Raw genomic sequence first — 26,702 nt, 5'->3', positions numbered from 1 at the left:
TCCATGCCCCACACGACCCAGATCTTCCAGGTCTCGACCCTCTACGGAGCGGCCACCCTCGCCGCGGCGCTGGACGCGGGCCTGTTCGGACCGCGCGACGCGGCCCGGCGCATCCTGCTGGTCTCCAACAACGCCGCCGTGCCGGAGACCGCCCTGCGCCTGGACGAGATGCACGGCTACGAGCCGATATCCGGCCGGTTCGACTCGGTGGTCAGCTGGAACGAGGCGATCAGCCCGTACCACCCCAGCACCTGGGGTCCGCGCGGGAACGACACGACGCTGTGGCAGCGGGCGTTCCGCCTCCTGTGGGGCATCGACGAGCGGGACCCGGTCGAGCTCGCCGTCGAGTCGATCCAGGTCAATCCGGCCCGCGCGCTGGCGGCGATCTTCTCCGAGGCCGTCGTCCACGTGTACGCCGACGGCCTGATGAGCTACGGCCCGACCCGGGAGAAGCTGCCGCTGACCGTCGCGCGCCGCATCCGGCGGCTGCTCCACCTGGACCTGATCCCCGGTCTGAAGCCGCTGCTGCTGTCCGAGTACGGCGTCGGGCCCGAGATCGTCCCGGACGGGGCGTTCCGCGGCGTGCTCGACGAGATCTCCCGGGACGCGGCGGACGACCCGCGGCTCGCGCCCGTCCTGCGGGAGGCGCCGACGGCCGTGCTGCTCGGCCAGTACCTGGCGGCGATCAACATCCTGAGCGCGCAGGAGGAGGAGGAACTCCACGTCCGCATGCTCACCGGGGCCGTGCGCGCCGGGCACCGGTCCGTGGTCTTCAAGCCCCATCCGACGGCCCCCGCCGGCTACTCGGCGGCGCTGGGCAAGGCGGCGGCGGAGGCGGGCGTCCGCCTCACCGTGCTGGACGCGCCGCTGCTGGCCGAGACGCTGTACCACCACTGCCGCCCCGCACTCGTGGTCGGCTGCTTCTCGACGGCGATGGTGACCGCCTCCGCCTACTACGACGTGCCCGTCGCCCGGGTCGGGACCGCGCTGGTGATGCGGCGTCTGAAGCCCTACCCGAACAGCAACCGCGTGCCGCTGGCCGTGGTCGACCACCTGGTGCCCGACCTGGAGCGCGGGCAGGCCCCGGCTCTCGTCGGCCCGGCCCCCGGGACGCTGTCCCCACTGGTCCGGGCGATCGGTTTCTGCATGCAGCCCAAGACGTACCCGGAGCTGCGGGAGCCGACGGAGAACTGGCTGCGCGAGCACCTGGCCGACAGCCCCGGCCACTACTTCCCCGAACTGCGGCTGGCCGAGCTCGGCCTGCCCGGCAGCCGCCCGCGGTCGCGCGCGAAGCTCCGGGCGAGCCGTGCGAAGCGCGTGGTGCGCAGGGCGGTACGGCGCGGCGTCCGGAAGGAGTGACACGGGCGGGGGCCGGAGCGGGCGGCGGCGCCCCACCCGCCACGGGCGGCCAACCGAGTCCCACCCGCCACGGCGGGGCCATCCGCTCTTCAACTCCCGTACACCGGACGCCCCGAGAGTTGCGCGGTGCCGAACGACATCGCCGTACGCCTGCCGCAGCAGCAGAGCAGCTCTCCCTCCGAGCAGACCGCCGCACCGCGGGAGCACCGCCCCGACATCGACCTGATGCGGCTGATCTGTTCCGCCACCATCATGCTGGGGCACGTGGGTGCCCAGTTCATCCACTCCACCGGGAACGACCCGGCGGGCGGCTCCGGGGCGTACTGGGCGGGACACGTGGCCGAGGCGGTCAACCCGTACGCCGTTCCCCTGTACTTCGCCATGGCCGGCTGGGCCGTGCTGGTCGGCGCACCGCCGCGGGACGGCGCCCGGATGTGGCAGAGGATCGTCCGCAACGTCGTTCCGCTCTTCGTGTGGACGGCGATCTACCTGGTCTGGGCCTGGCTGCGGGACCGCAACGAGCGGCCCGTGACCGAGCTGGCGGCCCACTCCCTGTTCGGCTCCGTGCAGCCCGCCTACCACCTGTGGTTCATGTACACCTACATCCCGCTCATCGCGCTGCTCGCCTTCGCGGTGCTGCTCAGGGCCGGGAAGCGGCCCTGGGGGCTGGGCGCCGCGCTGCTCGGCATCGCGGTCCTGCCGAGCGCGCTGACCACGGCCGCCGAGGTCACGGGGCGCGACATGCCGCCCGTGGCCTGGGGCTTCGGCACCTATTCGCTGGTGTACGCGGTCGGCGGCGCGCTGCTGTTCGCCCTCCCGGCCGGGGCCGTGCGCCGGCGGTGGCCGCTGTTCGTGCTGCTGCCGCTCACCATGGCCGGCGCCCTCTGGTACAACACGCAGATCCACTACGTGATGCCCAACGCGCACCTGTTCGTCGCCGCCATGAGCATCTGCGTGCTGCTCCTGGTCAGCAGGGTCCGGGTCCCCGGGGCGTGGCGGCCGCGCCTGCGGAAGCTGGCCGGTGCCGCGCTCGGCGCGTACCTGGTGCACGTGCTGTTCGTCGAGGAGATCGTCGCCCCGCTGGTGTCGCCGGACCTGAGCGGACCGGTGGCGGGGCTGCTCCTGGTCGGTCTGCTGATCACGGTCATGGCCCTGTCGTTCGCCTGCAGCCTGCTGTGGGGCAGGCTGAACCTGCGGCGTCTGCTCGGCTGACCCGGCGTCACGCGGAGTTCGCCACCTGTTCGCCCTCCGCTCGACCCGACCTCCCTTCCCGCCGCCGGCGCCCGCCTAGCCTGGCTTCGTCCCGCGAGCCGCACCACTCCCCCCGAGCTTCCGACGGATCGAGGTCTCCGGTTCATGAACAGCCGCTCCCTGCTCACCAGTTCGGCGGCCCGGCGTCTGCTGCGTCCGGTCGCCGACCTCATCGACCAGCGCATCGAGCGGCGCCTCCGCTCGGCGGCCGCCGCGGACGCGGCGGACAGGGAGCGCCTCGGGGACGCCGTCGAGGTGCTGAAGCACCAGCAGCTCACCCTCGACCTGCTGCTCGGCCCCTCCGGTCGCGGTCTTTCCCGGAGCGTGAGCCCCGGCCCGCTGAACCGCCTGCACTCCGAGGTGGCGGAGCTGGCCGGGGACCGGGACGCCGCCGTCCGCAACGTCGCCGCCGCGTACCGGCTGCTGGTCGCGCTGGAGTCGCTCGGGGTCGGCCGGATCGCCGGCGGGACCATGAACATCTGCGGCAAGCTCGGCACGATCCCCCTGCTCGACCCGCCGAACGACGAGATCCTGGAGATCGGCACGCTCTACGGCATGTTCTCCGCCGGGCTGATCCGGATGATGGAGCGCGACGGCCGCAACCCGAGCGTGACGATCGTCGACCCGTTCGCCGGCGTGCAGCTCCAGCCCGGCAACCCGCGGCGCGCCGACCCCTCCGGCACCCCGGTCGACGAGCGCGCCGTCCGCACCAACCTCGCCCTGGCCGGTCCGGCCGGCACGGCCGCCCGGATCCAGCGGGGCTTCTCCGAGGACCCCGGCACCCGCGCGGCCGTCTCCGACCGCCGCTACGGCGTGATCGTCGTCGACGGCGACCACTCGGCCGAGGGCGTCGCCGAGGACCTCCGGTGGGCGGAGGAGATCGCCGCCCCGGGCGCGATCGTCGTCCTCGACGACTTCGGCGACCCCAAGTGGCCGGGCATCGAGGAGGCCCTGGACAAGCACCTCACGGGCGACACCCGTTTCTCCTACCTCGGCAAGGCGGCGCTCTCGGCGTTCCTGCGGGCCTCCTGACGTCCGGACGCGCCGTCTCCCCCGGCGGCGCGGAGGCACACGGGCGGCGGAGGCAGCCGTCGGCCCCGCGCGGCCGCCGCGGCCCCAAAGGGCGCTACGCGCTCGCCAGCGACAGCTTCACCGCGAACCCCAGGAACAGCGCGCCCGCCGCCGAGGTGGCCGTCGCCGACAGCCGCCGCCGGCGGCGGAACGCGGCGGCGAGCCGGGTGCCGCCGAAGATCAGCGCGCTGAGGTAGAGGGCGCTGGCGAGCTGGAGGAGGGCGCCGAGGAACACGAAGGACAGCGCGGGGTGGGCGTAGGCCGGGTCGACGAACTGCACGAGGAAGGCGACGCAGAACAGGATCGCCTTCGGGTTGAAGAGGCTGATGACCAGGGCCTGGCGGAAGGGCTGCTCCGTGGAGGCGGCCGCGGGGGCGCCGGCCGCGTCGTCCTCCCGGCGCGTCCGCCACATCCCCCAGGCGGTCCGGAGCATGCCGACGGCGAGCCAGGCCAGGTACCCGGCGCCCAGGAACTTCACGATCCCGAACAGGAAGGCGTTCGCCTGGAGCAGCGAGGCGGCTCCGGCGGCCGACAGCGTCATCAGCACGGCGTCCCCGCACCAGACGCCGGCCGCGGCCGTGTACCCGGCACGCACGCCGCGCCGGGCGGCGACGGAGAGGACGTACAGGGAGTTGGGGCCGGGGAGCAGCACGATGAGGATGAGGCCCGCCAGGTAGGCGGGCAGGTCAGTGACGCCGAGCATGACGGGAGTGTCGCACGGGGGCGCGGCACTCCGCTCCGGTGGTCCGGCTGCCGGGAGGGGCACCCGCGGAGGTGCTCAGAACGCGTCGCTCGGCACGTGGGTCCCCCACACCTCCCGCAGCGCGTTGCAGACCTCGCCCACCGTCGCCCGCGCCCTGAGGGCGTCCTTCATCGGGTACAGGACGTTGTCCTCGCCCTCGGCGGCCTTCTTCAGGGCCGCCAGCGCGGTGTCCACCGCCCGCTGGTCGCGCTCCGCGCGCAGCTTGGCGAGGCGTTCGGCCTGCTGGGCCTCGATGGCGGGGTCGACCCGGAGGGGCTCGTAGGGCTCCTCCTCGTCGAGCTGGAAGCGGTTGACGCCGACCACGACCCGCTCGCCGGAGTCGGTCTCCTGGGCGATGCGGTACGCGGAGCGCTCGATCTCGCTCTTCTGGAAGCCGCGCTCGATGGCGTTGACCGCGCCGCCGAGCTCCTCGACCTTCTCCATCAGCTCCAGCGCCGCGGCCTCGACCTCGTCGGTCATCCGCTCGATGACGTAGGAGCCGGCGAAGGGGTCGACGGTCGCGGTCACGTCCGTCTCGTGGGCGAGGACCTGCTGGGTGCGCAGGGCGAGCCGCGCGCTCTTGTCGGTCGGCAGGGCGATGGCCTCGTCGAAGGAGTTGGTGTGCAGCGACTGGGTGCCGCCGAGGACCGCCGCCAGGCCCTGGACGGCGACGCGCACCAGGTTCACCTCCGGCTGCTGCGCGGTCAGCTGCACGCCCGCGGTCTGGGTGTGGAAGCGCAGCATCAGCGACTTGGGGTTCCTGGCCCCGAACTCCTCCTTCATCACCCGCGCCCAGATCCGGCGCGCGGCGCGGAACTTGGCGACCTCCTCCAGGAGGGTGGTGCGGGCGACGAAGAAGAACGACAGCCGGGGCGCGAAGTCGTCCACGTCCATGCCGGCCGCGACCGCGGTGCGCACGTACTCGATGCCGTCCGCGAGGGTGAACGCGATCTCCTGCGCCGGGGAGGCCCCGGCCTCGGCCATGTGGTAGCCGGAGATCGAGATCGTGTTCCACTTGGGGATCTCGGCCCGGCAGTACTTGAAGATGTCGGCGATCAGCCGGAGGGAGGGCTTGGGCGGGAAGATGTACGTCCCGCGCGCGATGTACTCCTTCAGCACGTCGTTCTGGATCGTGCCGGTGAGCTGGTCGGCGCGCACGCCCTGCTCCTCGGCGACCAGTTGGTAGAGCAGGAGCAGCAGCGCGGCCGGGGCGTTGATCGTCATCGACGTGGAGACCTTGTCCAGCGGGATCCCGTCGAACAGCACCCGCATGTCGTCGATCGAGTCGATGGCCACGCCCACCTTGCCGACCTCGCCGTGCGCGATCGGGGCGTCGGAGTCGTGGCCCATCTGGGTGGGCAGGTCGAAGGCGACCGACAGGCCCATCGTGCCGTTGGCGATGAGCTGCTGGTAGCGGGCGTTGGACTCCGTCGCGGTGCCGAAACCGGCGTACTGCCGCATCGTCCAGGGACGACCGGTGTACATCGTCGGGTACACGCCCCGGGTGAAGGGGTACGACCCGGGCGCGCCCAGCTTCTCCGCCGGGTCCCAGCCCTCGAGGGCCTCCGGCCCGTAGACCGGTTCGATGGGCAGTCCCGACTCCGACTCGCGCGCCATGTGTGATGCCTCCCGCTGAGCAGTGCTGCTCGGCCTGCTCGCCGTTGTTCGCCGGTTACCCGCCAGTACAGACCGACCCTCCGACGGAGGGTAGCGGTGCGCGTACGGCCCGGTGGAGGGGCGCACGCTGGGACCTTCCTCACAACCGCGGTGGGACCCCGCTCACAGCGTCCGCACCGGCGGTCGTCTTCCGGTCACTCACCACCATGCCCCGTGGTTCGGCCGCGGTCACGTCCGGGGAACATTCCGGTGGGCGACCGGGGGCGGCGTCCGGTGGGACGAGGGGGGTTCGCGTGCGGAGCAGGGGCATGAGGGCTTGCGGGCGCGGGGCGGGCGGGGGGAGGTCACGCGTCGCCCTGGCGGCACTGACCGTCCTGGCGGGCTGTGCGGCGGGCTGCACGGTGCAGCCCGCCGACGGGGACGGCAGCGGCGGGCCGCCGGTGCGCATCGAGCTGCCGGGCGGGACGCCGACGGCGTCCCGTGCCCCGGACGGCGACGGCAGGGGTTCACCCGGTGCCGGTGACGACCGGCCCGGCACCGCCCCGGCGCGGCAACCGCCGCGCGTGCTGTGGTCCCCCGGCGACTCCGGCCGCGACGTCCGCGAACTCCAGGCGCGGCTGCGCCAGGCCGCCTGGCTCTTCCACGGGCCCACCGGGACGTACGACGGGCCGACGGAGGAGGCGGTGAAGGGCTTCCAGGGCAAGCGCGGGCTGCCGCGGACCGGCAGGACCGACACCGTCACCTGGCAGCGGCTGCTCGGGATGACCCGCGAACCGGGCCGGTGGGAGCTCTACCTGATGGGCGGCCAGCCGGCCGACGCCCCGGACGCGCGCTGCAGGACCGGGCGCGTGCTGTGCATCAGCAAGTCGAGCCGCACCCTCCGCTGGATGGTGGACGGGCGGACGGTGTCGACGATGCCCGTCCGCTTCGGCTCGGAGTACACCCCGACCCGGGAGGGTGTCTTCCGCATCTACTGGAAGTCCCGGCACCACGTGTCCACGCTCTACGACTCGCCCATGCCGTACGCCATGTTCTTCAGCGGCGGACAGGCCGTGCACTTCTCGGCCGACTTCGCCGCACGCGGTTACGCCGGTTCCTCGCACGGCTGCGTCAACGTGCGGGACGAGGCGGCGATCGCCCGGCTGTACGCGCAGGTGCGCGACGGCGACAAGGTCGTCGTGCACTGGTGAGACGCGCGGGGACGGGACGGGGTCCCGGCACGGGGAGGGGTGTGGGGGCGCGGGCGGGACCGGGGGAACGTGTCCCGCCCGCGCCGGAGTGCACGAGCCGTGGGTACGGGGGGAACCCCGGCTCCGTGCGACAGCCGATGACCAGTCGGCTCACTCATTACTGCGTCACGAGGGCCGAAAACGTCACACCCGGCGGCGAGGAAAATCCACGGGACGACAACATCGCAGGTCAGGGGCGCTCGGAGAGCGGATCCGGCCGGTGTCCCGGGGTGGCGGCACGACCGCCGTCACCACCGTCACCGCCGTCCTCACCCCTCGCGGTCCTTGCCGTTCCCGCCGCCCTCCGCGGCTTTTCCGTTGCCTCCGCCCGCGCCGCCCTTGCCCTTCCGGCCTTTCTCCCCGCCCTTGTCGCCCTTGTCGTTCTTGTCGCTCTTGTCGCTCTTCCCGGTCTGCCCGCCGCTCCCGCCGGCCTCGCCCTTCGTTTCGCCGTGGCCGCCGGTGCTGCCGTTGCCCTTGCCCTTGCCCTTGTCCCCACCACTGTCGCCGTTGCCCTTGCCGCCACCGTTGCCGTCGCCCTTGCCCCGGTGGGCCTCGCCGTCGGCGCGCTTCCCGGCCGTGGGACCGGTGCCGATGGCGGCCAGGACGTCCGCGCAGTACGTGTCGACGCGGGAGGAGCCGCCCGCCGCGCCCTCGACGAGGCGCTTGCGGTCGCCGCCCAGCCCTTTGCCGTCCCGGAGGTCCCGGCAGGCCGAGGCGATCTGCTTCCAGCCGCGCCCGGAGCGGGCCGCGAAGTCACCGGCGTCCGGGCCCGGCTTCCCCGACCCGGACGCGTCCTCGTCCTCCCGCGCGCCCGGCCCGTCCTGAGCGGCACCCCGGGAGCCCCGGCCCGTGCCGCTCTCGGGCACGGTCCCACCGGACGTGGCCGTCTTCGGCGGGGGTGACGGCAGGGGGTGTCCGGAAGGCAGGTCGGCGGCGGTGACGGAGGCGTCCGGATCGGCCCCGGAGCCGCCGGACGAGGTCGGCAGGACTCCGGTTCCGGCCAGGGTCGCGGCGCCGCCGACCACGCCGGCCGCCAGCGCGGCGGCCAGCCCGAAGCGCAGGGGGCGCGTCCAGCGGGACCCGCCGGTGGTTCCGGAACGATCGCCGTGCGGGGAGCCGAGCCGGATCAGCCCGACGTCGGAGGGCCGGCTTCCGGTGGGGCGGCCGGTGTCCGCGTCCGGAGCGGCCCCCTCTGCGCGTCCTTCGCGCGCGGCCCGGAAGGCGGCCAGGGCGGCGGCCTCGCCGGGGAGTTCCCCGCCGGTCGACGGGAGGGGGGCGGAAAGCGCGCCGAGCGTCCTGGCGAGCCGTTCGGCCCGTGCGCGAGCGGCGGGATCGGCAGTTCCGGGTGGTTCTCCGCTCAGCAGACGCTCCGCCGTCTCGCGGTCCAGCCACCTGTCCTGCTCGTCGGCCATCACATGTCCTTCTGCGTCCTCGCTCGCATCTGCGTCACACTCGCGGACGTCACCGTACGACGGCGTGGTTCTCTCTGGGGCGGAAGAGCGTCGAGCACCCCGGCGGATTCCGGATGACCCTCCGGATCGTCACCGAGCAGCTCGGCCAGCCGTTTCAGGCCGCGGTGCGCGGCCGTCCGCACGGCGCCCGGGCGTTTGCCCAGCGTCTCGGCGGCGGTCTTCGCGTCGAGCCCCACGACCACGCGCAGCACGACGGCCTCGGCCTGGTCCTGCGGCAGCCGGCCGATGAGGGAGAAGGCGCCGTCGGTGGCCAGTGCCTCGATGGCCTCGCCCGCGGTGTCGGACTCGGCGGCCCGCCCGGTGAGCTCGGTCTCGTCGCCGCCGATCGCGGGGCGGCGCCCCCGCATGCGTATGTGGTCCAGCGCGCGGTTGCGGGCGATCCGGGCGGCCCAGCCGCGGAACCGGTCCGCGTCACCGGTGAACCGCCCCAGGTCACGGGCGATCTGCAGCCACGCCTCGGACGTCACGTCCTCGGCGTCGGGCTCGCCGACGAGTGTCCGTACGTATCCCAGCAGCCGCGGGTGCACGGCGCGGTACACAGTCCGGAACGCGGTCTCGTCCCCGTCCTGTGCCGCACGCACCGCGGCGGTCAGCTCCGCGTCGTCCCCCAGCACCGCGTGCGCCCTTCTGCGGCCTCGGCCGGCGCCGCTCTCGCGGACCGGGCCCTCGCCGTCGTGGTTCCTCGGTTGGTCGTTGCCGTCTCTAGGCCGCCGGTGGTTGTTGTGGTCGTTTGTCCTCCACGGCCTGGCGCGAAAGGCACGTTACGACCTGAAACCTGTCTCCGTCCACGTCCGTCCAAGATGCAACTAACCCGTGACACAGCAAGGTGTGACAGAAAAAGCCCGCTCGGCGCTGTAGGGAGTACGGGTCGCCGCGCGGCCCGTGCCGCGCGACGGCCGGGGCCTCTCCTGTGGGGGGTGGCGGCCCCGGCCGTTGCCTTGGCGGCAGCGTCGCGAGGCCGTCCCCGCGGACCTTTGCGGCACGAGGGCGCCGGTCGGCGCGGAATCCCGTGTTCCCCCTGTTCACAGGGGCACGTCAGAACGTCACGAACGGTCGGCGCCCGGCTGGGCGGGCTCGCCCCGACGGCTGCCCGAGCCGCTCTCCGCCGCACCGGAGCCGCCGGGGGCGCCGGCGGACCCACCCGCACCGGAGGTGCCGTCGCCCCGGGCGCCGCCCGGGGTGCCGTCGCGCGCGTCGCCGGAGGAGCCGTTCCCGGCCCGGCCGGCCCCACCGGTGCCCTTCCCCGGTGCCGGGGAGCCGCCGGGCCGTGTCCCGGCCGTGGCTCGTTCCCGCTGCCCGGCGCAGTACGCGTCGACCTTCGCCTCGCCGCCCGCGGCCGCCGTGAGCCGCTTCCAGGCCGTCGCGTCCAGCGCCGCGCCGCGCCCCGCGACCCGCTCGTAGGCGCGGCAGTGCGCCTCGGTGTCCCCGGCCGCGGCAGGGCGGTCCGGGACGGCGGAGGCGGAGACGGAGGCGGACCCCGGACCGGGGGACCCCCCGGCAGGTTCCCCGATGGGTCCCCCGGTGGACGGACGGGGCGTGGCGGGCGGGGCGGAGGTGCGCCCGTGGTCCTGCGCGGGGCGGTCCGTGACCGGTCCCGGCACGCCGATCCCGGCGACCGCGACCCCGCCGAGGGCGAGGCCGCCGAGCAGGACGGAGAGCACGGCCTTCACGGGGCGGCTCCCGAGACCCCGGCGGCGGGGCCGCCAGTCGTCCCGGCGCCGGGTGCGCGCACCGTGCCCGCCCGCCTCCCGGGCGGCCCGGAACGCGGCGACGGCCCGTTGCTCGGCGCCGGCGTCGACGGAGTCCCGGACCAGCGCGGCGGCGAGCAGCGACTCGAGGGCGGGGGCGTCCACGACGGGGCTCCGGCCGGTGGCGGGGTCACGCCGCCCGGCCGTCCTGTGTCCGGGCGGCGCGCCCCCAGGGTGCCCACGCCGGCGGCCGGCCGGCCCGCCGTCGCTCTGCCGTTCACCCATGTCCGTTCCCGTCCCTGCTCGCTCCACCCCGCCGGCCCACCGGGCCCGTGCGGTCCACCCGGGCGGGCGGTCCTGCCCGGACCGAGGCATACGTGCCGCGCGTCCGGCCCGTTCAGTCCGCTGGCCCGTTCAGTCCGCCGGCCCGTTCAGTCCGCCGGTCCGGACGGTCCGGCGCGGGCCACCGGGCCGGCCCGCCCGCGCGGGGCGTCGTCGCCCCGCGCGCCGTGTCCGCCGTCCCGGCCGCCGTTCATGTCGACTCACCCAGCGTCCGCGGCGCCTCTTCCGTCACACTCTCGGCGCTCAGCCGTTCGGCCAGGCGTTTCAGCCCCCGGTACGCGGCCGTCCGGACCGCCCCGGGCCGCTTGCCGAGGACACGGGCGGCGGCGGGGCCGTCGAGGCCGACGACCACCCGCAGCAGCACGGCCTCGGCCTGGTCCCGCGGCAGCTCGCCGACCAGCGCCAGGGCGTGTTCGGTGGACAGGGCCTCCATGGCCTGGTCGTGGGTGCTCTGCGGACCGGGCAGCTCCAGCACGTCCTGCTCCAGGGCCGACGGCCGGGGCCGTACCCGCTGCCGGCGCAGGTGGTCCAGTGCCCGGTGCCGGGCGATGGTCGCCGTCCAGCCCCGGAACCCGGCTCCCTCGCCCTTGAACCGACCCAGGTCACGGGCTATCTCCAGCCAGGCGTCGGACATCACGTCCTCGGCGTCGTCCCCGACCAGCCCGCGCACGTAGGCGAGCAGTGCGGGGTGCACCAGCCGGTAGGCCACGGCGAAGGCGGCCTCGTCCCCTTCCTGGGCCCGCGCGACGGCCGCGCCCAGTTCCCCGTCGTACGCCTGTGCGCGGCGGGGTTCCCCTCCGTGGCCCAAGAACCGTCCTCGTCCGTACCGAGCGCGTAGCGCCTCCGCTCGGCGTGAGCGCGTCCGGTGATGCCCACGCCTCCCACGGTCATCAGCGTCGGGCCCCACGAAAATGTCACAGCTCGTCAGCGGCCCGTGCGACGCGCGCGGGGCGGGGCACCGGCGCCGTGACGCGCCGTCAGGCACCGTCCCGGGGGTACGGCCCTCCGCCCGACGCGTCCCGGCACAGCAGCCGCAGGGACCCGTCGCCCGTGTAGCAGCGGACCGCTTCCTCGATCGGGTCCCAGAGGCGGCCGTCGGGGGTGCGGATCCAGTGGTCGCCGCCCGTGGTCCACCACTCGCCGCCGGTCTGGCGGACGATCACCTCACCGGTGTAGGCGCCGAATCCGCGCAGCACCACTTTCACGGCGGCGTACGGGGCCCCCTCCCGGCGTATCTCCTCGATCATGCGGTCGACGCTCCACAGACTGCGCGCCGAGTAGTCGAGGCGCAGCCGTGCCCCTTCGCGCATCGCCGCCACCGCGTCCGCCGCCCACCGCACCGGCTTCGCCGCGGCCGAGGGCCTGGTTCCCTGCTGTGTCGTCACAGTCGTCGCAGTCGTCACACCTTCAAGAGCGTGCCGGTGAAGCGTTTCGTCACCCGGTTCCCGCGGCTTCCCGCAACCGGTGCAGAACCGCCCCGACTCCGCCCCGGCTCCACCCCGGGACCGTCACAGCGGCGGGGCGCCGCCGTGCGACGGGGCGCCGCCGCGGGGCGGGACGGCCTCAGTCCTTCCTGCGGCTGCGCCGGGACACCGCGGCGCGCAGCACCCGCCGCCCCTCCGTCGCCACCTCCAGCGCCCCGCGCAGGCCCGTCGGGCCGTGGGCGGACAGCCGCTCCAGGACCGCGACCTGGCGGCGCAGTTCCGCCGCGACGAGCGGCGACACGCCCTCCGTACGGCCCCCGGCCGGGCTCTCCCCCGCCCGGGCCGCGTGGAGGGCCCGGGGAAGGCCCCCGACCTGGTCCGCGTCGTCGTCCCGGGCCGCGGCGCCGTCCAGGAGCCGGTGGATGCGCAGCGCGGCGACGGAGCAGGCGTCGGCCCACGGCCGCAGCTCGGCGGCGGACCGCCGGGCGGGCGCGGTGGTGAGCATCCGGCGCGCGAGCGCCACGGCCTCGTCCCCGTCCCCGTCTCCGTCCGCCGCCGCGCCCAGCTTGCCGCGCACCTCCTCCAGCCGCCCGGCCCAGTCATCGGGGCCGGCGCCCTCCGCGAGGCTCGCCCACAGGGGCCGCAGCACCTCGTCGTCACCGCCCAGCAAGGGCACGCACCGATCCAAACAAGCCAACCCGCTCACGGCCAGACCGCGCTCGTCGGCCTGTGCGATCAGTTCCACCAGGCTCATCCACGCCTCCCTCGGCGGGTCCCGCAGGCCCCGAAGAGGCCCTTCACCGGCCACTTCCCTCACGGAACCCGCATTTCCCCTTACTGCGTGCGACGGCCCGGGAATGTCACAGGGGCACCACGCCGAGCCGGTCCAGCAAGCGGAAGAAGAGGTTTTCGGCCAAGGGGTCGGGGTCGGCGGTCAGCACCTCGAGCAGCTCCTCGGCGGACACGGTGTGCCCGGCCTCCCCGGCCCAGAGGACGGCGCGGTCGGCGGCGTCAGCGGGCTCCAGGAAGTAGTCCTCCAGGGTGAGCCCCTCCTGCTGCCCACCGAGGTACCCGGCCATCGCGGTCCGGGCCAGGCAGGTCGTCCACGCCCCGCTCTCCGGCGCGGCCGCCTCCACCACCGCGCAGTCGCTGCCCATGACGTATCCGAACAGCGCGGGCGCGCCGGTCTCCCGGGCGAGGTCGTTCATGTTCCCGACGTCGCCCTCGCCGCCCGGGTACTCCCAGACCTGCCATCCGCCCGGTGCCGAGGTGCGCGGGGTCATGCCCGGGGCGGCCCCGGCCAGCGCGTCCAGCCCGGCGAGCGGCCGCTCCCCACGGCCCACGACGAAATAGCCCCAGTAGCCCATGTGCCGCTGCTCCCCCGGTTCCGCTGCTCGCCGGTGTCCCGGCCCGTCCCACCGGAACACCACCACAGCGGCACGGCGGTGCGCAGGCGTATGCGGCAATCCGCCCCCGTGCCCCGGCGGGGGACCCGCGGGTCAGTCCAGCTCGTCCGCCAGGTTCCGGAACTCCTCCCAGGTCAGTTCCGGCTCCCTCGGGTCCCACAGCTTCTGGACGGTCGCCCGCAGCGGCAGCCGGATCCCGGACGCGACCTGCTCCGCGGTCTGGGAGCCGGCCAGGTCGCACCAGACGGCGAAGGAGCCGCCGAGGATCCGGTCGTCGTACCGGGACGGGACGGCGGTGGTGCCGCGCAGCACCCGCGGCGTCCACTGCTCGTAGATCCGCTCCCCCGTCGGATAGACGAAGGTCTGCGGCTCCCCGAGCACGTAGTAGAGGAACTCGTCGTTGTAGTTGACGACCTCGCGGCCCTCCTCCAGGTACTCGACGGGCTGCCGGGCCCCGATCTCCTTGCCGGTCCAGTAGGCGACCTCGACGTCCTTCGCGACCCGCACCGACGTGTCCCGGAAGAAGCCGTCGTTCCAGGCGCGGGGCGTGCGGTCGTGGGCGCGGACGGTGACGGCCCGGTCGTTGAGCCAGCCGGTGGCCAGGTCCGCCACGGTCGCGCCGGGGCCGTGCTTCTTCCGCGCGGCGGCGGCGAGGCCCGGGAACGACGCCTCGGGGTCGGACACCACCAGCGCCTGGTACTCGTCGCCGCCGAGGTGCCACCGTCCGCCGGGGAAGAGACCGGCGTACTCGTTCAGCAGGTCGTCCACGATCTCGGCGGACTCGGCCTTGGAGATGTCGATCGCGCCGCGCACGACGCGGCCGTTCACGTCGCGCAGCTGGAGGTCCGGGTGGGCGGCGATGACCGCGCCGAGGTGTCCGGGCGAGTCGATCTCGGGGACGACGGTGATGTGCCGGCTCGCCGCCAGGTCGACGATCTTCTTGACCTGGGCCTTGGTCAGGTGCTCCCGCGACACGATCTCCGGGTGCGAGTCGGACTCGATGCGGAAGCCCTGGTCGTCGGAGAAGTGCAGGCCGAGCTCGTTGAACTTCAGGTCGCCGAGTTCGCGGATCCGGTCCTCGATCCAGTCGGCGGTGAAGTGCTTGCGCGCGGTGTCCAGCATCAGCCCGCGCCGCTGCTTGGCGGGCTCGTCGCGCACCACGCCCTCGGGGGCGGCCCCGGCGCCGCGTATCTCCTGCTTGAGCGTGCGGGTGCCGTAGAACACGCCCGCCTCGCCGGGGCCGCTGACGGTCACCCGTCCGCCCCGCACGGTCATCGTGTACGACTCGGGGTTCGCGCCCGCGTCGCGGTTCAGCACCAGCCGCAGGTCCCCGTCCCGCTCGTCGTCCTTCTCACCGGCGTACGCCAGCCCCAGCTCGCCGGCTATCAGGCGCCCCTCGTCGGCCAGCGCGCCGTCGCTCACGACCACCCGGTGGGTCCGCTCGGGGCGCCAGCCGGGGCCGCGCTCGGCGGTGTGCTCGCGGACGGCGGGGATGGTGCGCGGCGCCCGGGACAGGGGGTAGGACCGGCTGGGGCTCGGGCTCGCCTCCGGTGCCGTCGTCGAGTCCGCCGGGCCGTCGCCGTCCGAGGCCGCCCAGAGCCCGAGGCCCACCCCGGCCCCGGTCACCAGCGTGCCCGCGGCGACCGCCGCGACCAGCGCGTTCCGCCGCCGCCTCGCCGCCCGCGCCGCTGCCCGACTCCCGTACTGCCTGTGCTGCCTGTGCCGACTCACCCCGCCAACCTACGACCCGAACGAGTGAGGGGCGTCGACAGGCCGTTCCGAAACTCTGCCGTCCGAGTGAATCGGGGGCATCGCCCGGACATGTCATGGACTCACTCGGTAACGTGTCGTCACATCTCTCACACCTTCTGCCACCGAACACACACGCGACGCCCACTGAGGACTCACGCTGCCTGCGCACCGCCTCCCCGACCTCCCCGGCCGATTCGTCATACCCGGACAGTCCCGCGGTAGACCCGGCCCCCCGTCCCCGCTGGAGCACTTCAACGCCGCCCCCGCCGAGGAGGCCCGGCGCACCCTGCTGACCTGCCTGGACAGCCCCCACTGGGCCCTGCTCATGGCCGGCCACCGCCCCTATCCCGACCTGACGTCCCTGCTGGCCGCCTCCGACGAGGCGGCGTACGACCTGACCGCGGCGGAACTGGCCCGGGCCCTGACGGCGGAAGCCCTGCCCGCCCTGCCGGCGGACACGTACGCGGCCGCCCACACGGCCCTGAACGCGGCGTACGCCGCCTACGAGGCCAAGTTCGGACATGTGTTCGTCATCTGCCTCGACGGCCTGAAGCCGGACGCCGTCCTGGACCACGTACTCGAAGGCATCCGGTCACGATTGGCCAACGATCCGGAGGAGGAGCGCCCGGTGGCGGCGGAGGAACTCCGGCGCCTGGCGAGGGGCCGGCTGACCGCCCTCCTGTCGGACGGGGCGGCCGATCACCGGCTCTCCCCACCCGACGAACCCGACAACCAGGGCGAATACCCGCGCCCCTCCCCGTGAGAACCGCGGGAAGAGCCGTGTCCGCACCCCTTCGAGTGCAAGTTCGCTCGCACCGGTAGCCCCGCTGTGAGCGCCGCAGACGCACCTGGCTACGATGCTGGGGGCCGGTGGACCGTACCCGGCCGGGCCCGGCCGACAAGGAAAGCCGGCGCGGCCCCAATCACCGCTCCCGGAGGAAACTTCCGTGCCGGCTGGAACGCTGTACCGCGGCCGGGAAGGAATGTGGTCCTGGGTGGCTCACCGAGTCACCGGCGTCCTCATTTTCTTCTTCCTGTTCGTTCACGTGCTGGACACCGCCCTCGTGCGGGTGTCCCCGGAGGCCTACGACCAGGTCGTGGCCACGTACAAGACGCCGATCGTCGCGCTGCTGGAGTACGGCCTCGTCGCCGCCATCCTCTTCCATGCGCTCAACGGCCTGCGTGTCATCGCCGTCGACTTCTGGATCAAGGGCGCGCGTTACCAGAAGCAGATGCTCTGGACCGTCGTCGCCGTATGGGTCGTGCTGATGCTCGGGGCGATCTACCCCGTCCTCGGTCACGCCGCTCGTGAAGTGTTCGGGAGCTGACGCCCATGTCCACCACTGAAACCTCCGCCTCGGGCATCGGCCCCGTCGAGGGCGCCTCCCTCCACTCCGTGGACAACCCGGCGCCGGTCATCGAGCCCCCGCGCAAGCGCACCAAGAAGACCCCGAAGACCACCCGGGGCAACTTCGAGCTGGCCGCCTGGCTGTTCATGCGCCTGTCCGGCGTCGTGCTGGTCGTGCTGGTCATCGGCCACCTGCTGATCCAGCTCGTCCTGGACGGCGGTGTCTCCAAGATCGGCTTCGCCTTCGTGGCGGGCCGCTGGGCCTCGCCGTTCTGGCAGGTCTGGGACCTGCTGATGCTGTGGCTCGCGATGCTGCACGGCGCGAACGGCCTGCGTACCGTCATCAACGACTACGCGGAACGGCCGAACACCCGGCTGTGGCTCAAGGGCCTGCTCTACACCGCCACGGTGTTCACCATCCTGCTGGGCACGCTGGTGATCTTCACCTTCGACCCGAACATCCGCTAGGCACGGGGCTGCGAGAATCATGAAGATCCACAAGTACGACACCGTCATCGTCGGCGCCGGCGGCGCGGGCATGCGCGCGGCCATCGAGTCGACGAAGCGCAGCCGCACCGCCGTCCTGACCAAGCTCTACCCCACCCGCTCCCACACGGGCGCCGCGCAGGGCGGCATGGCCGCCGCGCTGGCCAACGTGGAGGAGGACAACTGGGAGTGGCACACCTTCGACACGGTCAAGGGCGGTGACTACCTGGTCGACCAGGACGCCGCCGAGATCCTGGCGAAGGAGGCCATCGACTCCGTCCTCGACCTGGAGAAGATGGGCCTGCCGTTCAACCGGACCCCGGACGGCACCATCGACCAGCGCCGCTTCGGCGGCCACAGCCGCAACCACGGCGAGGCCCCGGTCCGCCGCTCCTGCTACGCGGCCGACCGCACCGGTCACATGATCCTCCAGACGCTGTACCAGAACTGCGTCAAGGAGGGCGTGGAGTTCTTCAACGAGTTCTACGTCCTGGACCAGCTCATCACCGAGGTCGACGGCGTCAAGAAGTCGGCCGGTGTGGTGGCCTACGAGCTGGCCACCGGCGAGATCCACGTCTTCCAGGCGAAGGCCGTGATCTACGCCTCCGGCGGCTGCGGCAAGTTCTTCAAGGTGACGTCCAACGCGCACACCCTGACCGGTGACGGCCAGGCCGCCGTGTACCGCCGGGGCCTGCCGCTGGAGGACATGGAGTTCTTCCAGTTCCACCCGACCGGCATCTGGCGCATGGGCATCCTGCTCACCGAGGGTGCCCGCGGTGAGGGCGGCATCCTGCGCAACAAGGACGGCGAGCGCTTCATGGAGAAGTACGCGCCGGTCATGAAGGACCTCGCCTCCCGCGACGTCGTCTCGCGCTCCATCTACACGGAGATCCGCGAGGGCCGCGGCTGCGGCCCCGAGGGCGACCACGTCTACCTGGACCTGACCCACCTCCCGCCGGAGCAGCTGGACGCCAAGCTGCCCGACATCACGGAGTTCGCGCGGACCTACCTCGGCATCGAGCCCTACACGGACCCGATCCCGATCCAGCCGACCGCGCACTACGCCATGGGCGGCATCCCGACCAACGTGATGGGCGAGGTCCTGGCGGACAACACCACCGTCGTGCCGGGCCTGTACGCGGCCGGCGAGGTCGCCTGCGTGTCCGTGCACGGCGCCAACCGCCTGGGCACCAACTCGCTGCTGGACATCAACGTCTTCGGCAAGCGCGCGGGCATCGCGGCGGCGGAGTACTCGCAGACCGCCGACTTCGTCGAGCTGCCGGAGGCCCCGGAGTCCTTCGTCGTCGAGCAGATCGAGCGGCTGCGCACCTCCACCGGCGGCGAGCGGGTGGCCCAGCTCCGCAAGGAGCTGCAGGACACCATGGACGCCAACGTCATGGTGTTCCGCACCGAGCAGACGATCAAGACGGCGGTCGAGAAGATCGCCGAGCTGCGCGAGCGCTACAAGAACGTCGCCATCCAGGACAAGGGCAAGCGGTTCAACACCGACCTGCTGGAGGCCATCGAGCTGGGCAACCTGCTCGACCTGGCCGAGGTCATGGCCGTCTCCGCGCTGGCCCGCAAGGAGTCCCGCGGCGGTCACTACCGCGAGGACTACCCGAACCGCGACGACGTCAACTTCATGCGCCACACCATGGCGTACCGCGAGGTCGGCGCCGACGGCTCCGAGACCGTCCGTCTGGACTACAAGCCGGTCGTCCAGACCCGCTACCAGCCGATGGAGCGTAAGTACTGATGGCTACCCCTGTTCTGGACAAGGCGGACGCGGCCGGATCGCCCGAGCCCGGCTTCGCCGACTCCCCCTACATCACCGTCACCTTCCGGATCCGCCGGTTCAACCCGGAGGTCTCGGCGGAGGCGACCTGGGAAGACTTCCAGCTGGAGATCGACCCCAAGGAGCGCGTCCTCGACGGTCTGCACAAGATCAAGTGGGAGCTGGACGGCACGCTGACCTTCCGCCGCTCCTGCGCCCACGGCATCTGCGGCTCCGACGCCATGCGGATCAACGGCAAGAACCGCCTGGCGTGCAAGACGCTGATCAAGGACATCAACCCCGAGAAGCCGATCACGATCGAGGCCATAAAGGGCCTGACGGTCCTGAAGGACCTGGTCGTGGACATGGAGCCGTTCTTCCAGGCGTACCGGGACGTGATGCCCTTCCTGATCACGAAGGACACCAACGAGCCGACGCGCGAGCGGCTGCAGTCCGCCGAGGACCGCGAGCGCTTCGACGACACGACCAAGTGCATCCTGTGCGCCGCCTGCACGACCTCGTGCCCGGTGTTCTGGAACGACGGCCAGTACTTCGGCCCGGCCGCGATCGTCAACGCGCACCGCTTCATCTTCGACTCGCGTGACGAGGCCGGCGAGCAGCGCCTGGAGATCCTCAACGACCGTGACGGCGTGTGGCGCTGCCGCACGACCTTCAACTGCACGGACGCCTGCCCGCGCGGCATCGAGGTCACCAAGGCGATCGCGGAAGTGAAGCGCGCGCTGATCACGCGCCGCTACTGAGGCACGTCGCCGTACGTCCGTGAGGGCCCCGTCTCCGCCGGAGACGGGGCCCTCTGGCGTGTGCCACACCCTCGGGTGACCGCGCCCGAGACGGACGTGAGGGCGCCCTCCGCCCTACGACGATGGTCTCGACATCAGCCCCCGGGAGGCACGCGATGTCCGCAGCGTCCGTCGAGCGGCCCCACGACGAGCGTCCGCTGATCGCGGAGGCGAACCGTCTCATGGACCGCCTTCCGGGCTATCGCGTCGAGATCATCGGAGGCCGGATCCTCGCGTCCCCGCCACCGGACGGCCCCCACGCCCGCGCCCTGACGACACTGATGCTCCCCTTCGTCACGGCCGGACCGCACGGCGGGGGAACCGAGGTGCTCCAGGGCGTCGGCCTCCGGCTGCCCACCGACCCCGAGGACTACGCGATCCCCGATCCGGTGGTCGTGGACTCCGACGTCGACGACCACCTCGTCGAGAACAACTGCTACGACCCGGTCTGCTTCCGCCTCGTCCCGGAGGTCACCTCCAGCAACTGGAAGAACGACCTGAAGACCAAGGTCGCCGCCTACGCCGCGGCGAAGGTCCCCGTCCACGTCGTCGTCGACCGCAAGCAGCAGCGTGTCCACGTCCTGACCGACCCGGTCGGGGACGAGTACGTCACCCACCGTTTCCACTCCCCCGGCCAGTTCGTCACCCTCCCCGACTCCATCGGCGCCAAGGTCACCCTGGACGTGACCGAGGTCCTCCGGGCCGGGCAGCCCCGGACGGGCGGCTGAGGGGCGCGGGCTCCTCCGGCCGGATCGGGATCACCGCCGGCGCCCGGTCGCCCTCGTGGGGCAGGTGACCGGCCTGCGGGGCCGCCGTCCTGCCGGGTGGGGTCGTCGCCGACGCTCGCCCCACCGACGAACCGGTCGACGCCGGTCACGGTTCCCGTGGCGAGGACGGTGCGGGACGGCACCGACGGCGCTCGGCCGGGTCGGGGCGCCGACCGTGACGCGGCCCACTCGCCATGGAGTTGAACATGTTCAAAAGAAAGCCCTACAGTCTTCCTGTCAGCGTTTTGAACGCGTTCAAGAAAGGCTGGGGGACATGGACCGCACGGTCATCGCCTACGTCATCTACCTGCTGGTCAGCATCGCGCTGACCATCTGGGTGGCCCGCACGCTCAGCAGCAACGGGCGGGTCTTCCTCGCCGACGTGCTGCGCGGCGACGAGAAGCTCGCCGACGCCGTCAACCGCCTGCTGGTGGTCGGCTTCTACCTGGTCAACCTCGGGTTCGTCGCGCTGTACCTGAGCGACGACGACACGATCGCCGACACCCGTGGCGTCTTCGAGGCGCTGTCGACCAAGCTCGGCGTGGTCCTGCTGGTGCTGGGTGTCATGCACCTGGGCAACGTGTACGTGCTCAACCGGATCCGGCGGCGCGGGGTGATGGAGCGGGAGCAGGTGCCGCCGGTCGCGCCGCAGGGCTGGGTGGCCCCCTCGGCCGGGGCGTGAGCGGCGTGACGGCCCCGCGCGCGGACCGGGACGCCCGACGCGTCCCGGTCCGCCGGCTCACCGTGCTCTACGACGCCGAGTGCTCCCTGTGCACCTTCGTCCGGGACTGGCTGGTCCGCCGGCCGCAACTGGTGCCCCTGGAGCCGGTCCCGGCGGGCTCACCGGCGGCACGGGCCCGCTTCCCCGGCCTCGACCACGGCGCCACCCTGGAGGAGATCACCGTGGTCGGTGACGCCGGGCAGGTCTACCGGGGCGCCGCCGCCTGGATCGCCGTCCTGTGGGCGCTGCGCGAGCACCGGCCGCTGGCCCACCGGCTGGCCACCCCGTCCGGCGCCCGGCTCGCCCGGGGCGCGGTCCTGGCCGCCGCCAAGTGGCGCGGGGCGCGGCAGGGCGGCGCGCGGGGGCCGGACTGGGGCGGACGGGCGTACCACCGGGTCGACGGCTGGGCCTACGACCCGCGGCACGGCTGGAGCCGCACCCCGCCGGGCTGCGCGGACGGTTCCTGCGCCACCCGGTAGGACGCCTCCCGCCTGGCGTTAGGCTCTCTTTCCGTGCCCGTGAAGAACGACGGCCCCGACGACGGCGCCGCACGCAGCAAGTCCGAGCAGACCCGCGCCCTGATCCTCGAGACGGCCATGCGGTTGTTCCAGGAGCGCGGGTACGACAGGACGACCATGCGGGCCATCGCCCAGGAGGCCGGGGTCTCCGTCGGCAACGCGTACTACTACTTCGAGGGCAAGGAGCACCTGATCCAGGGCTTCTACGACCGGATCGCCGCCGAGCACCAGGTGGCGGTCCGGGAGGTCCTGGAGCGGGAGACCGACCTGGAGGCCCGGCTGGCCGGCGTGCTGAAGGCGTGGCTGGACATCGCCACGCCGTACCACGAGTTCGCGGTGCAGTTCTTCAAGAACGCCGCCGACCCGGACAGCCCGCTCAGCCCGTTCTCCCCCGAGTCGGAGCACGCGCGGGTGGAGGCGATCAGCGTGCACCGGGCGGTGCTGGCCGGCACGAAGACCAAGGTGCCCGAGGAACTGCGGGACGTCCTGCCCGAGTTGATGTGGCTGTCCCAGATGGGACTCGTCCTGTACTGGATCTTCGACCGCACCGAGGGCCGCGAACGCAGCTACCGGCTCGCCGAGCGGGGCGCCCGGCTCACCGCGCGCGGCGTCGCCCTGGCCCGCTTCCGGGTCCTGCGGCCGCTGGTGCGCGAGGTCCACGAGCTGTTCACGGAGTTCCTGCCGGGGATGACGCGGGCGCTGCCGGACCCGGCGAAGGGCCCCGCGAAGAAGGGGGCGCCCGCCGACGACGAGCGCCCCGGGGACCCCGGCTGACCGCGGCCCCCGCCGGGCCGGGACCGCGCGGGGCGCCGGGCCGGAACCGGGCGGGGCGTCCCGGGCGCGGCGCCCCTGCGGGCCCTCAGGTCCGGGCCGACGCCAGCTCGATCACCGTGATGTCCGACGGCGCGCCGACCCGGGTGGGCGGGCCCCAGGCGCCGGCGCCGCGGGAGACGTAGAGCTGGGTGTCGCCGTAGCGGTCCAGGCCGTCGAGGGTGGGGTTGGCGGCGCCGGCCAGGAGGTTGGCGGGCCAGAGCTGGCCGCCGTGGGTGTGGCCGGAGAGCTGGAGGTCGACGCCGTGGTCGACGGCCTCGTGGATCTGCACCGGCTGGTGGGCGAGCAGCACGCACGCGCGGGCCCGGTCCCGGTCGCCGAGCGCCCGCGCGAAGTCCGGTCCCTGTCCCTCGTTCTCGCCGGCCACGTCGTTCACCCCCGCCAGGTCGAAGTGCGGGAGTTCCGTGCGGGCGTTCTCCAGCGGGCGCAGGCCGAGGCGGCGCACCTCCTCGACCCACTCCTCGGCACCGGAGAAGTACTCGTGGTTGCCGGTGACGAAGAAGGAGCCGTGACGCGCCGTCAGCTGTGCCAGCGGGGCCGCGGCCGGGCCGAGGTCCTTCACGCTGCCGTCCACCAGGTCGCCGACGACCGCGATCAGGTCGGGCTGGGTGGAGTTGATCGTGTCGACGACCTTCTGCGCGAAGCCGCGGCCGAGGACCGGTCCCAGGTGGATGTCGCTGACCACCGCGATGCGGTAACCGTGCGCGGCCCGGGGCAGCTTGGCGAGCGGCACGGTGACCCGCTTCACCCGCGGTCCGCGCAGCACGCCGTACGTCCCGTACCCGACGGTCCCCAGGGCCGCCGCGGCGGCGGCCCCGCCGACGACCCGGGAGACGAACAGGCGGCGGGAGGGCCCGGAAGGGATCTCGGAAGAGGTCTCGGCGCCCGGGACGCCGGCGTCCGGCGTTCCGGTCCCGTCCTCGGGGCGGCCGGGCTCCGGTGACCCGGTCGCGGGGCCGGCCGGGGCGGCGGGGTCCGCGGCGGCCGGGTGCGCACCCGGTGCGGCGGCCGCCGCTCCCGCCGGTATCGGCACCGGTTCCGGCTCTTCGGCCGCCGTCCGCGCCGCCCCCGCCCGCCGTTCGAGGACCCGCCGCAGCACGGGCCGTACGAGCTCGCCCGCGAGCACGGCCAGCAGCAGGTAGAGGGAGACGGCCAGCCACAGGTAACCGGGCCAGGCCAGGATCTGCTGGAGCCGGAAGGGGGCGTCGCTGCGCCCGACGACGAAGGCGGCCACCGTCAGCGCCCAGCCGCCGGCGATCACCGCCGCGCCCGCGCGGCGCACCGGGCCCGGACCCCGGGTGGTGTCCCGGAACAGTCGGCGCCACACGTACCAGTTGCCCGTCACCAGGACGGCCAGGACGAGCAGCGCGACGAGTACGAAAACGATGGCCACGGTGCGGAGTTCCCCTGTTTCCGGTCAGGACGTCCGTGACGTCCGGCTCAGTGCGCGCAGACCGCGCAACCCGATGCCCCCGATGACCGTCCCCAATACGAAGGAGACGACGGCGAGCAGCAGGTGCACCCAGAAGTACGCCGTCGGGTCCCCGTTCTCGAACGCGAGCCCGCTGCCGTCCTTGACCAGGTTCTTGACGAAAGTGATCCAGATGACCCAGCTCCACACCCCGAAGGCGAGCAGGAACCAGGAGACGGGGCGGCTGAGTTTCACCAGAACAGACCTTTCATCGCGGCGCCGGTCCCCCTCGGCCGGCCGGGTGTCCGGAGGATGTCCCCCGGAGGAGCACGGCATGGGTCCAGTATCACCGGGACCTGTCCGGTTCCTTGCCCGGGGTGGGCACCGGGAGGGGACGCCCCCGGGTGTGGCATGTACCTTTCCGACCGTGCCCGCACCCGAGAACACCGTCCGGCGATCCCTTCTGGTCGCCTCCGCCGTCCTGTTGTCCACCGCGCTGACCGCGCCCGCCGCCCTCGCGGCCCCGAAGCCGTCGACCACCCCCTCGGCCACGCCCCCGGCGAAGATGTCGACCGTGGGCGGCGCCCGGCTCGGCCTGCCGGGGACCCAGGTCGACCTCGCGGGCGGGGCACCGGTGCTGCCGAAGGACCTGTCCGCCCGCTCCTGGATCGTCGCCGACGCCGAGTCCGGCGAGGTGCTGGCCGCGCACAACGCGCACTGGCGGCTGGCCCCGGCGAGCACGCTGAAGATGCTGTTCGCCGACACGCTGCTGCCGAAGTGGCCCAAGTCGACGGAGCACCGGGTGGAGGTCTCCGACATGGCCGGCGTCGGCCCCGGCTCCAGCATGGTCGGGATCAAGGAGGAGGAGACCTACACCGTCCACGACCTGTGGCTCGGGGTCTTCCTGCGGTCCGGCAACGACGCCGTGCACGTGCTGTCGGCGATGAACGGCGGCGTCGAGAAGACCGTCGAGGAGATGAACGAGCACGCCGAGGAGCTCCAGGCCCTCGACACGCACGTGGTCAGCCCCGACGGCTACGACGCCGAGGGCCAGGTGTCCTCCGCGTACGACCTGACGCTGATCGCCCGGTCCGGGCTGCAGAAGAAGGACTTCCGGGAGTACTGCTCGACGGTCTCCGTGAAGTTCCCCGGCGAGACGAAGAAGAACAAGAAGGGCAAGGAGGTCCGCGGGTCCTTCGAGATCCAGAACACCAACCGGCTGCTGGTCGGGGCCTACGACGTGCCCGTCTACGAGGGCATAGCGGGCGTGAAGAACGGCAACACCACCAACGCGGGCGCCACCTTCACCGGGGTCGCCGAGCGCGACGGCAAGGTGCTGCTGGTCACCGTGATGAACCCGGAGAAGGACAAGGGCAACGCGGTCTACAAGGAGACCGCGAAGCTCCTCGACTGGGGTTTCGCGGCGGCCGGCAAGGTCGAACCGGTGGGCGAGCTGGTACCGCCGAGGAGCGCCGCGCGGACGGGCGCCCGGCCGGGTGCGACCGCCTCCCCCGGTGAGGCCGGGGGCGCCGGGGACGGCACGGTCGTGGCGGGGGCGAAGCCGGTGGCGAGTGCCACGACCGGGAACGGCTCCAGCGGCATCGGGGTGGCCCTGGGCATCACCGGCGGGGTGCTGGTGCTGCTCGCGGGCGGCGCGTTCCTGGTCAACCGCCGCTGGCCGCTGCCGGACCTGGTGCGTCGCCACTCCCGTCCGTGAGCCCGGCCCCCTTGCTCGGCGTCGCCGTCCAGGCGGCGCAGAACAGGACCAGTTTCGCGGTGAAGTTGATCCACAGCAGCAGGGCGACCGGCACGCCGAAGGCGCCGTACATGCTCTTCGCGGCGACGCCCTGCATGTAACCGCTCAGCAGCAGCTTCAGCAGTTCGAAGCCGACCGCGCCGGTGATCGCGGCGACCAACAGGCGGTGCCGGGTGGGCTCGACGCCGGGCAGCAGGGTCAGGACGTACAGCAGGAGCAGGAAGTCGGCGCCCACGGCGACGGCGAACGCCGCGATCCGCAGGACGACCCCGCCCCAGCCGCCCTTCTCCAGCCCGATGGCGTCGCTGATCCGGCCGACCAGCGCGGAGGCGACGGTGGAGGCGGCCAGGGTGACCAGGAGCGCGCCGCCGAGCCCGACGAGGACGCCCGCGTCCTTGCCCCTGCGCAGGAAGGGGTTCTCCTCCTCGTCGGGCAGCTCCCACACCGCGCGCAGGCACTCGCGCGTGGAACCGGCCCACCGGATGCCGGTGAACAGCAGGACGGTGCCGGCGATGAGGCCGACGGTGCCGGCGTTCTGCACCAGGTCGCCGACGTTCAGCTCGTCGGAGATGCCGGGCACCTGGTCGGTGATCGCGTCCTGGAGGGTTTCCTGCCGGTCCTGGCCGAGCGTGGCGGCGCCGATCGCGGCGGCCACGGTGAGCAGCGGGAACAGCGCGACGAAGCTGGTGAACGTCATCGCGGCGGCCAGCCGCGTCCAGTGCACGCGGTCCAGGCGCTCGTACGACCGCCACGCGTGCGTGAGCATCAGCCGCGCCATCCACGGCCCCACGCCCGGGAGCCTCTTCAGCCAGTCCATGACCCGACTCTGCCCCCGCCGCGGAAGCCCCATGTCCCGGCCCCCGGAACCGCGCGGCACCGCCGGCGGGGCGCCGCAGGGGACACGGCGTGCGGGTGCGCGGCGCGCACCCGTACGGGG

Annotated in this window: 27 protein-coding genes; 14 read left to right on the top strand and 13 right to left on the bottom strand. The window is 73.3% G+C overall.

Annotated elements, in window-relative coordinates; all coding sequences use genetic code 11:
- Window positions 1–3 precede the first annotated feature (3 nt).
- From CP969_RS24015 to CP969_RS24005, 3 genes are all read left to right on the top strand, one after another.
- Window positions 4–1,359 (top strand): polysialyltransferase family glycosyltransferase, encoded by a 1,356-nt coding sequence (locus CP969_RS24015; RefSeq protein WP_016824892.1) that lies wholly within the window; start codon window positions 4–6, stop codon window positions 1,357–1,359.
- Between the two features lie 126 nt (window positions 1,360–1,485).
- On the top strand, window positions 1,486–2,571 hold the full coding sequence (locus tag CP969_RS24010) for an acyltransferase (RefSeq protein WP_016824893.1): 1,086 nt from the start codon (window positions 1,486–1,488) through the stop codon (window positions 2,569–2,571).
- A gap of 144 nt (window positions 2,572–2,715) precedes the next feature.
- Window positions 2,716–3,642, top strand: a complete 927-nt coding sequence (locus tag CP969_RS24005) for a class I SAM-dependent methyltransferase (protein WP_016824894.1) — start codon at window positions 2,716–2,718, stop codon at window positions 3,640–3,642.
- A gap of 94 nt (window positions 3,643–3,736) precedes the next feature.
- Here CP969_RS24005 and leuE read toward each other — a convergent pair whose 3' ends face one another.
- Together leuE and CP969_RS23995 are read right to left on the bottom strand one after the other, a co-directional pair.
- Window positions 3,737–4,384 carry a leucine efflux protein LeuE gene (leuE, locus tag CP969_RS24000; RefSeq protein WP_016824895.1) on the bottom strand — a complete coding sequence of 216 codons (648 nt, stop codon included), beginning with the start codon at window positions 4,382–4,384 and terminating at the stop codon, window positions 3,737–3,739.
- Window positions 4,385–4,459: 75 nt separating this feature from the next.
- Window positions 4,460–6,040: an acyl-CoA mutase large subunit family protein gene (locus CP969_RS23995; protein ID WP_016824896.1), complete on the bottom strand. Its 1,581-nt coding sequence runs from the start codon at window positions 6,038–6,040 to the stop codon at window positions 4,460–4,462.
- A 308-nt stretch (window positions 6,041–6,348) separates the two neighbouring features.
- On the opposite strand from CP969_RS23995, the gene CP969_RS23990 reads away from it, so the two are divergent.
- Complete coding sequence (locus tag CP969_RS23990; RefSeq protein WP_050793768.1) at window positions 6,349–7,230, top strand: L,D-transpeptidase family protein; 882 nt, start codon at window positions 6,349–6,351, stop codon at window positions 7,228–7,230.
- A 308-nt stretch (window positions 7,231–7,538) separates the two neighbouring features.
- Here CP969_RS23990 and CP969_RS23985 read toward each other — a convergent pair whose 3' ends face one another.
- From CP969_RS23985 to CP969_RS23950, 8 genes are all read right to left on the bottom strand, one after another.
- Window positions 7,539–8,681: a hypothetical protein gene (locus tag CP969_RS23985; RefSeq protein ID WP_016824898.1), complete on the bottom strand. Its 1,143-nt coding sequence runs from the start codon at window positions 8,679–8,681 to the stop codon at window positions 7,539–7,541.
- Window positions 8,681–9,355 carry an RNA polymerase sigma factor gene (locus tag CP969_RS23980; protein WP_016824899.1) on the bottom strand — a complete coding sequence of 225 codons (675 nt, stop codon included), beginning with the start codon at window positions 9,353–9,355 and terminating at the stop codon, window positions 8,681–8,683. The genes CP969_RS23985 and CP969_RS23980 overlap by 1 nt, the downstream gene beginning before the upstream one ends.
- Before the next feature lie 429 nt (window positions 9,356–9,784).
- Window positions 9,785–10,594, bottom strand: a complete 810-nt coding sequence (locus CP969_RS23975; RefSeq protein WP_016824900.1) for a hypothetical protein — start codon at window positions 10,592–10,594, stop codon at window positions 9,785–9,787.
- A gap of 367 nt (window positions 10,595–10,961) precedes the next feature.
- Complete coding sequence (locus CP969_RS23970; RefSeq protein WP_016824902.1) at window positions 10,962–11,579, bottom strand: RNA polymerase sigma factor; 618 nt, start codon at window positions 11,577–11,579, stop codon at window positions 10,962–10,964.
- Window positions 11,580–11,748: 169 nt separating this feature from the next.
- Window positions 11,749–12,156 (bottom strand): hypothetical protein, encoded by a 408-nt coding sequence (locus CP969_RS23965; protein ID WP_039830936.1) that lies wholly within the window; start codon window positions 12,154–12,156, stop codon window positions 11,749–11,751.
- Between the two features lie 178 nt (window positions 12,157–12,334).
- Window positions 12,335–12,949, bottom strand: coding sequence for a hypothetical protein (locus CP969_RS23960; protein ID WP_016824904.1), 615 nt, complete (start codon window positions 12,947–12,949; stop codon window positions 12,335–12,337).
- A 106-nt stretch (window positions 12,950–13,055) separates the two neighbouring features.
- Entirely contained in the window at window positions 13,056–13,562 is a 507-nt protein-coding gene (locus CP969_RS23955) for a hypothetical protein (RefSeq protein ID WP_016824905.1), read from the bottom strand.
- A 132-nt stretch (window positions 13,563–13,694) separates the two neighbouring features.
- Window positions 13,695–15,257 carry a beta-N-acetylhexosaminidase gene (locus CP969_RS23950; RefSeq protein ID WP_026084931.1) on the bottom strand — a complete coding sequence of 521 codons (1,563 nt, stop codon included), beginning with the start codon at window positions 15,255–15,257 and terminating at the stop codon, window positions 13,695–13,697.
- Between the two features lie 253 nt (window positions 15,258–15,510).
- Here CP969_RS23950 and CP969_RS23945 point away from each other — a divergent pair, with 253 nt between their 5' ends.
- The 9 genes from CP969_RS23945 to CP969_RS23905 all read left to right on the top strand — a co-directional run bounded on the left by CP969_RS23945 (window position 15,511) and on the right by CP969_RS23905 (window position 22,541).
- On the top strand, window positions 15,511–16,116 hold the full coding sequence (locus CP969_RS23945; RefSeq protein WP_399474641.1) for a 2-oxo-4-hydroxy-4-carboxy-5-ureidoimidazoline decarboxylase: 606 nt from the start codon (window positions 15,511–15,513) through the stop codon (window positions 16,114–16,116).
- Window positions 16,117–16,300: 184 nt separating this feature from the next.
- Window positions 16,301–16,681: a succinate dehydrogenase, cytochrome b556 subunit gene (sdhC, locus tag CP969_RS23940; RefSeq protein WP_004984170.1), complete on the top strand. Its 381-nt coding sequence runs from the start codon at window positions 16,301–16,303 to the stop codon at window positions 16,679–16,681.
- A gap of 5 nt (window positions 16,682–16,686) precedes the next feature.
- Window positions 16,687–17,169 carry a succinate dehydrogenase hydrophobic membrane anchor subunit gene (locus CP969_RS23935; protein WP_004984173.1) on the top strand — a complete coding sequence of 161 codons (483 nt, stop codon included), beginning with the start codon at window positions 16,687–16,689 and terminating at the stop codon, window positions 17,167–17,169.
- Between the two features lie 19 nt (window positions 17,170–17,188).
- A complete protein-coding gene (gene sdhA, locus CP969_RS23930) occupies window positions 17,189–18,943 on the top strand; it encodes a succinate dehydrogenase flavoprotein subunit (protein WP_004984176.1) in 1,755 nt (584 codons plus the stop codon).
- Window positions 18,943–19,722 (top strand): succinate dehydrogenase iron-sulfur subunit, encoded by a 780-nt coding sequence (locus CP969_RS23925; RefSeq protein ID WP_004984178.1) that lies wholly within the window; start codon window positions 18,943–18,945, stop codon window positions 19,720–19,722. Before sdhA ends, CP969_RS23925 begins: the two co-directional genes overlap by 1 nt.
- Before the next feature lie 155 nt (window positions 19,723–19,877).
- Window positions 19,878–20,489 carry a Uma2 family endonuclease gene (locus CP969_RS23920; RefSeq protein WP_016824909.1) on the top strand — a complete coding sequence of 204 codons (612 nt, stop codon included), beginning with the start codon at window positions 19,878–19,880 and terminating at the stop codon, window positions 20,487–20,489.
- A 313-nt stretch (window positions 20,490–20,802) separates the two neighbouring features.
- Complete coding sequence (locus CP969_RS23915) at window positions 20,803–21,210, top strand: hypothetical protein (RefSeq protein WP_016824910.1); 408 nt, start codon at window positions 20,803–20,805, stop codon at window positions 21,208–21,210.
- Complete coding sequence (locus CP969_RS23910) at window positions 21,207–21,728, top strand: thiol-disulfide oxidoreductase DCC family protein (RefSeq protein WP_026084932.1); 522 nt, start codon at window positions 21,207–21,209, stop codon at window positions 21,726–21,728. The genes CP969_RS23915 and CP969_RS23910 overlap by 4 nt, the downstream gene beginning before the upstream one ends.
- Before the next feature lie 33 nt (window positions 21,729–21,761).
- Complete coding sequence (locus tag CP969_RS23905; protein ID WP_016824912.1) at window positions 21,762–22,541, top strand: TetR/AcrR family transcriptional regulator; 780 nt, start codon at window positions 21,762–21,764, stop codon at window positions 22,539–22,541.
- Between the two features lie 85 nt (window positions 22,542–22,626).
- Here CP969_RS23905 and CP969_RS23900 read toward each other — a convergent pair whose 3' ends face one another.
- Together CP969_RS23900 and CP969_RS33950 are read right to left on the bottom strand one after the other, a co-directional pair.
- Complete coding sequence (locus tag CP969_RS23900) at window positions 22,627–23,991, bottom strand: metallophosphoesterase (RefSeq protein WP_016824913.1); 1,365 nt, start codon at window positions 23,989–23,991, stop codon at window positions 22,627–22,629.
- Window positions 23,992–24,015: 24 nt separating this feature from the next.
- Complete coding sequence (locus CP969_RS33950) at window positions 24,016–24,264, bottom strand: SCO4848 family membrane protein (RefSeq protein ID WP_004984189.1); 249 nt, start codon at window positions 24,262–24,264, stop codon at window positions 24,016–24,018.
- 172 nt (window positions 24,265–24,436) lie between these two features.
- Between CP969_RS33950 and CP969_RS23895 the strand changes: the two genes are divergently transcribed.
- Complete coding sequence (locus CP969_RS23895; RefSeq protein ID WP_004984190.1) at window positions 24,437–25,726, top strand: D-alanyl-D-alanine carboxypeptidase family protein; 1,290 nt, start codon at window positions 24,437–24,439, stop codon at window positions 25,724–25,726.
- Here the strand turns inward: CP969_RS23895 and CP969_RS23890 are convergent.
- Entirely contained in the window at window positions 25,674–26,582 is a 909-nt protein-coding gene (locus CP969_RS23890) for a YihY/virulence factor BrkB family protein (protein ID WP_016824914.1), read from the bottom strand. The genes CP969_RS23895 and CP969_RS23890 overlap by 53 nt on opposite strands.
- Between the last annotated feature and the right edge of the window lie 120 nt (window positions 26,583–26,702).

The organism is Streptomyces viridosporus T7A, assembly GCF_008704515.1.
GTDB classification, from domain to species: Bacteria; Actinomycetota; Actinomycetes; order Streptomycetales; family Streptomycetaceae; genus Streptomyces; species Streptomyces viridosporus.
The sequence above is the reverse complement of the archived record's forward strand: the minus strand, read 5'-3'. Positions and strand labels throughout refer to the sequence as shown.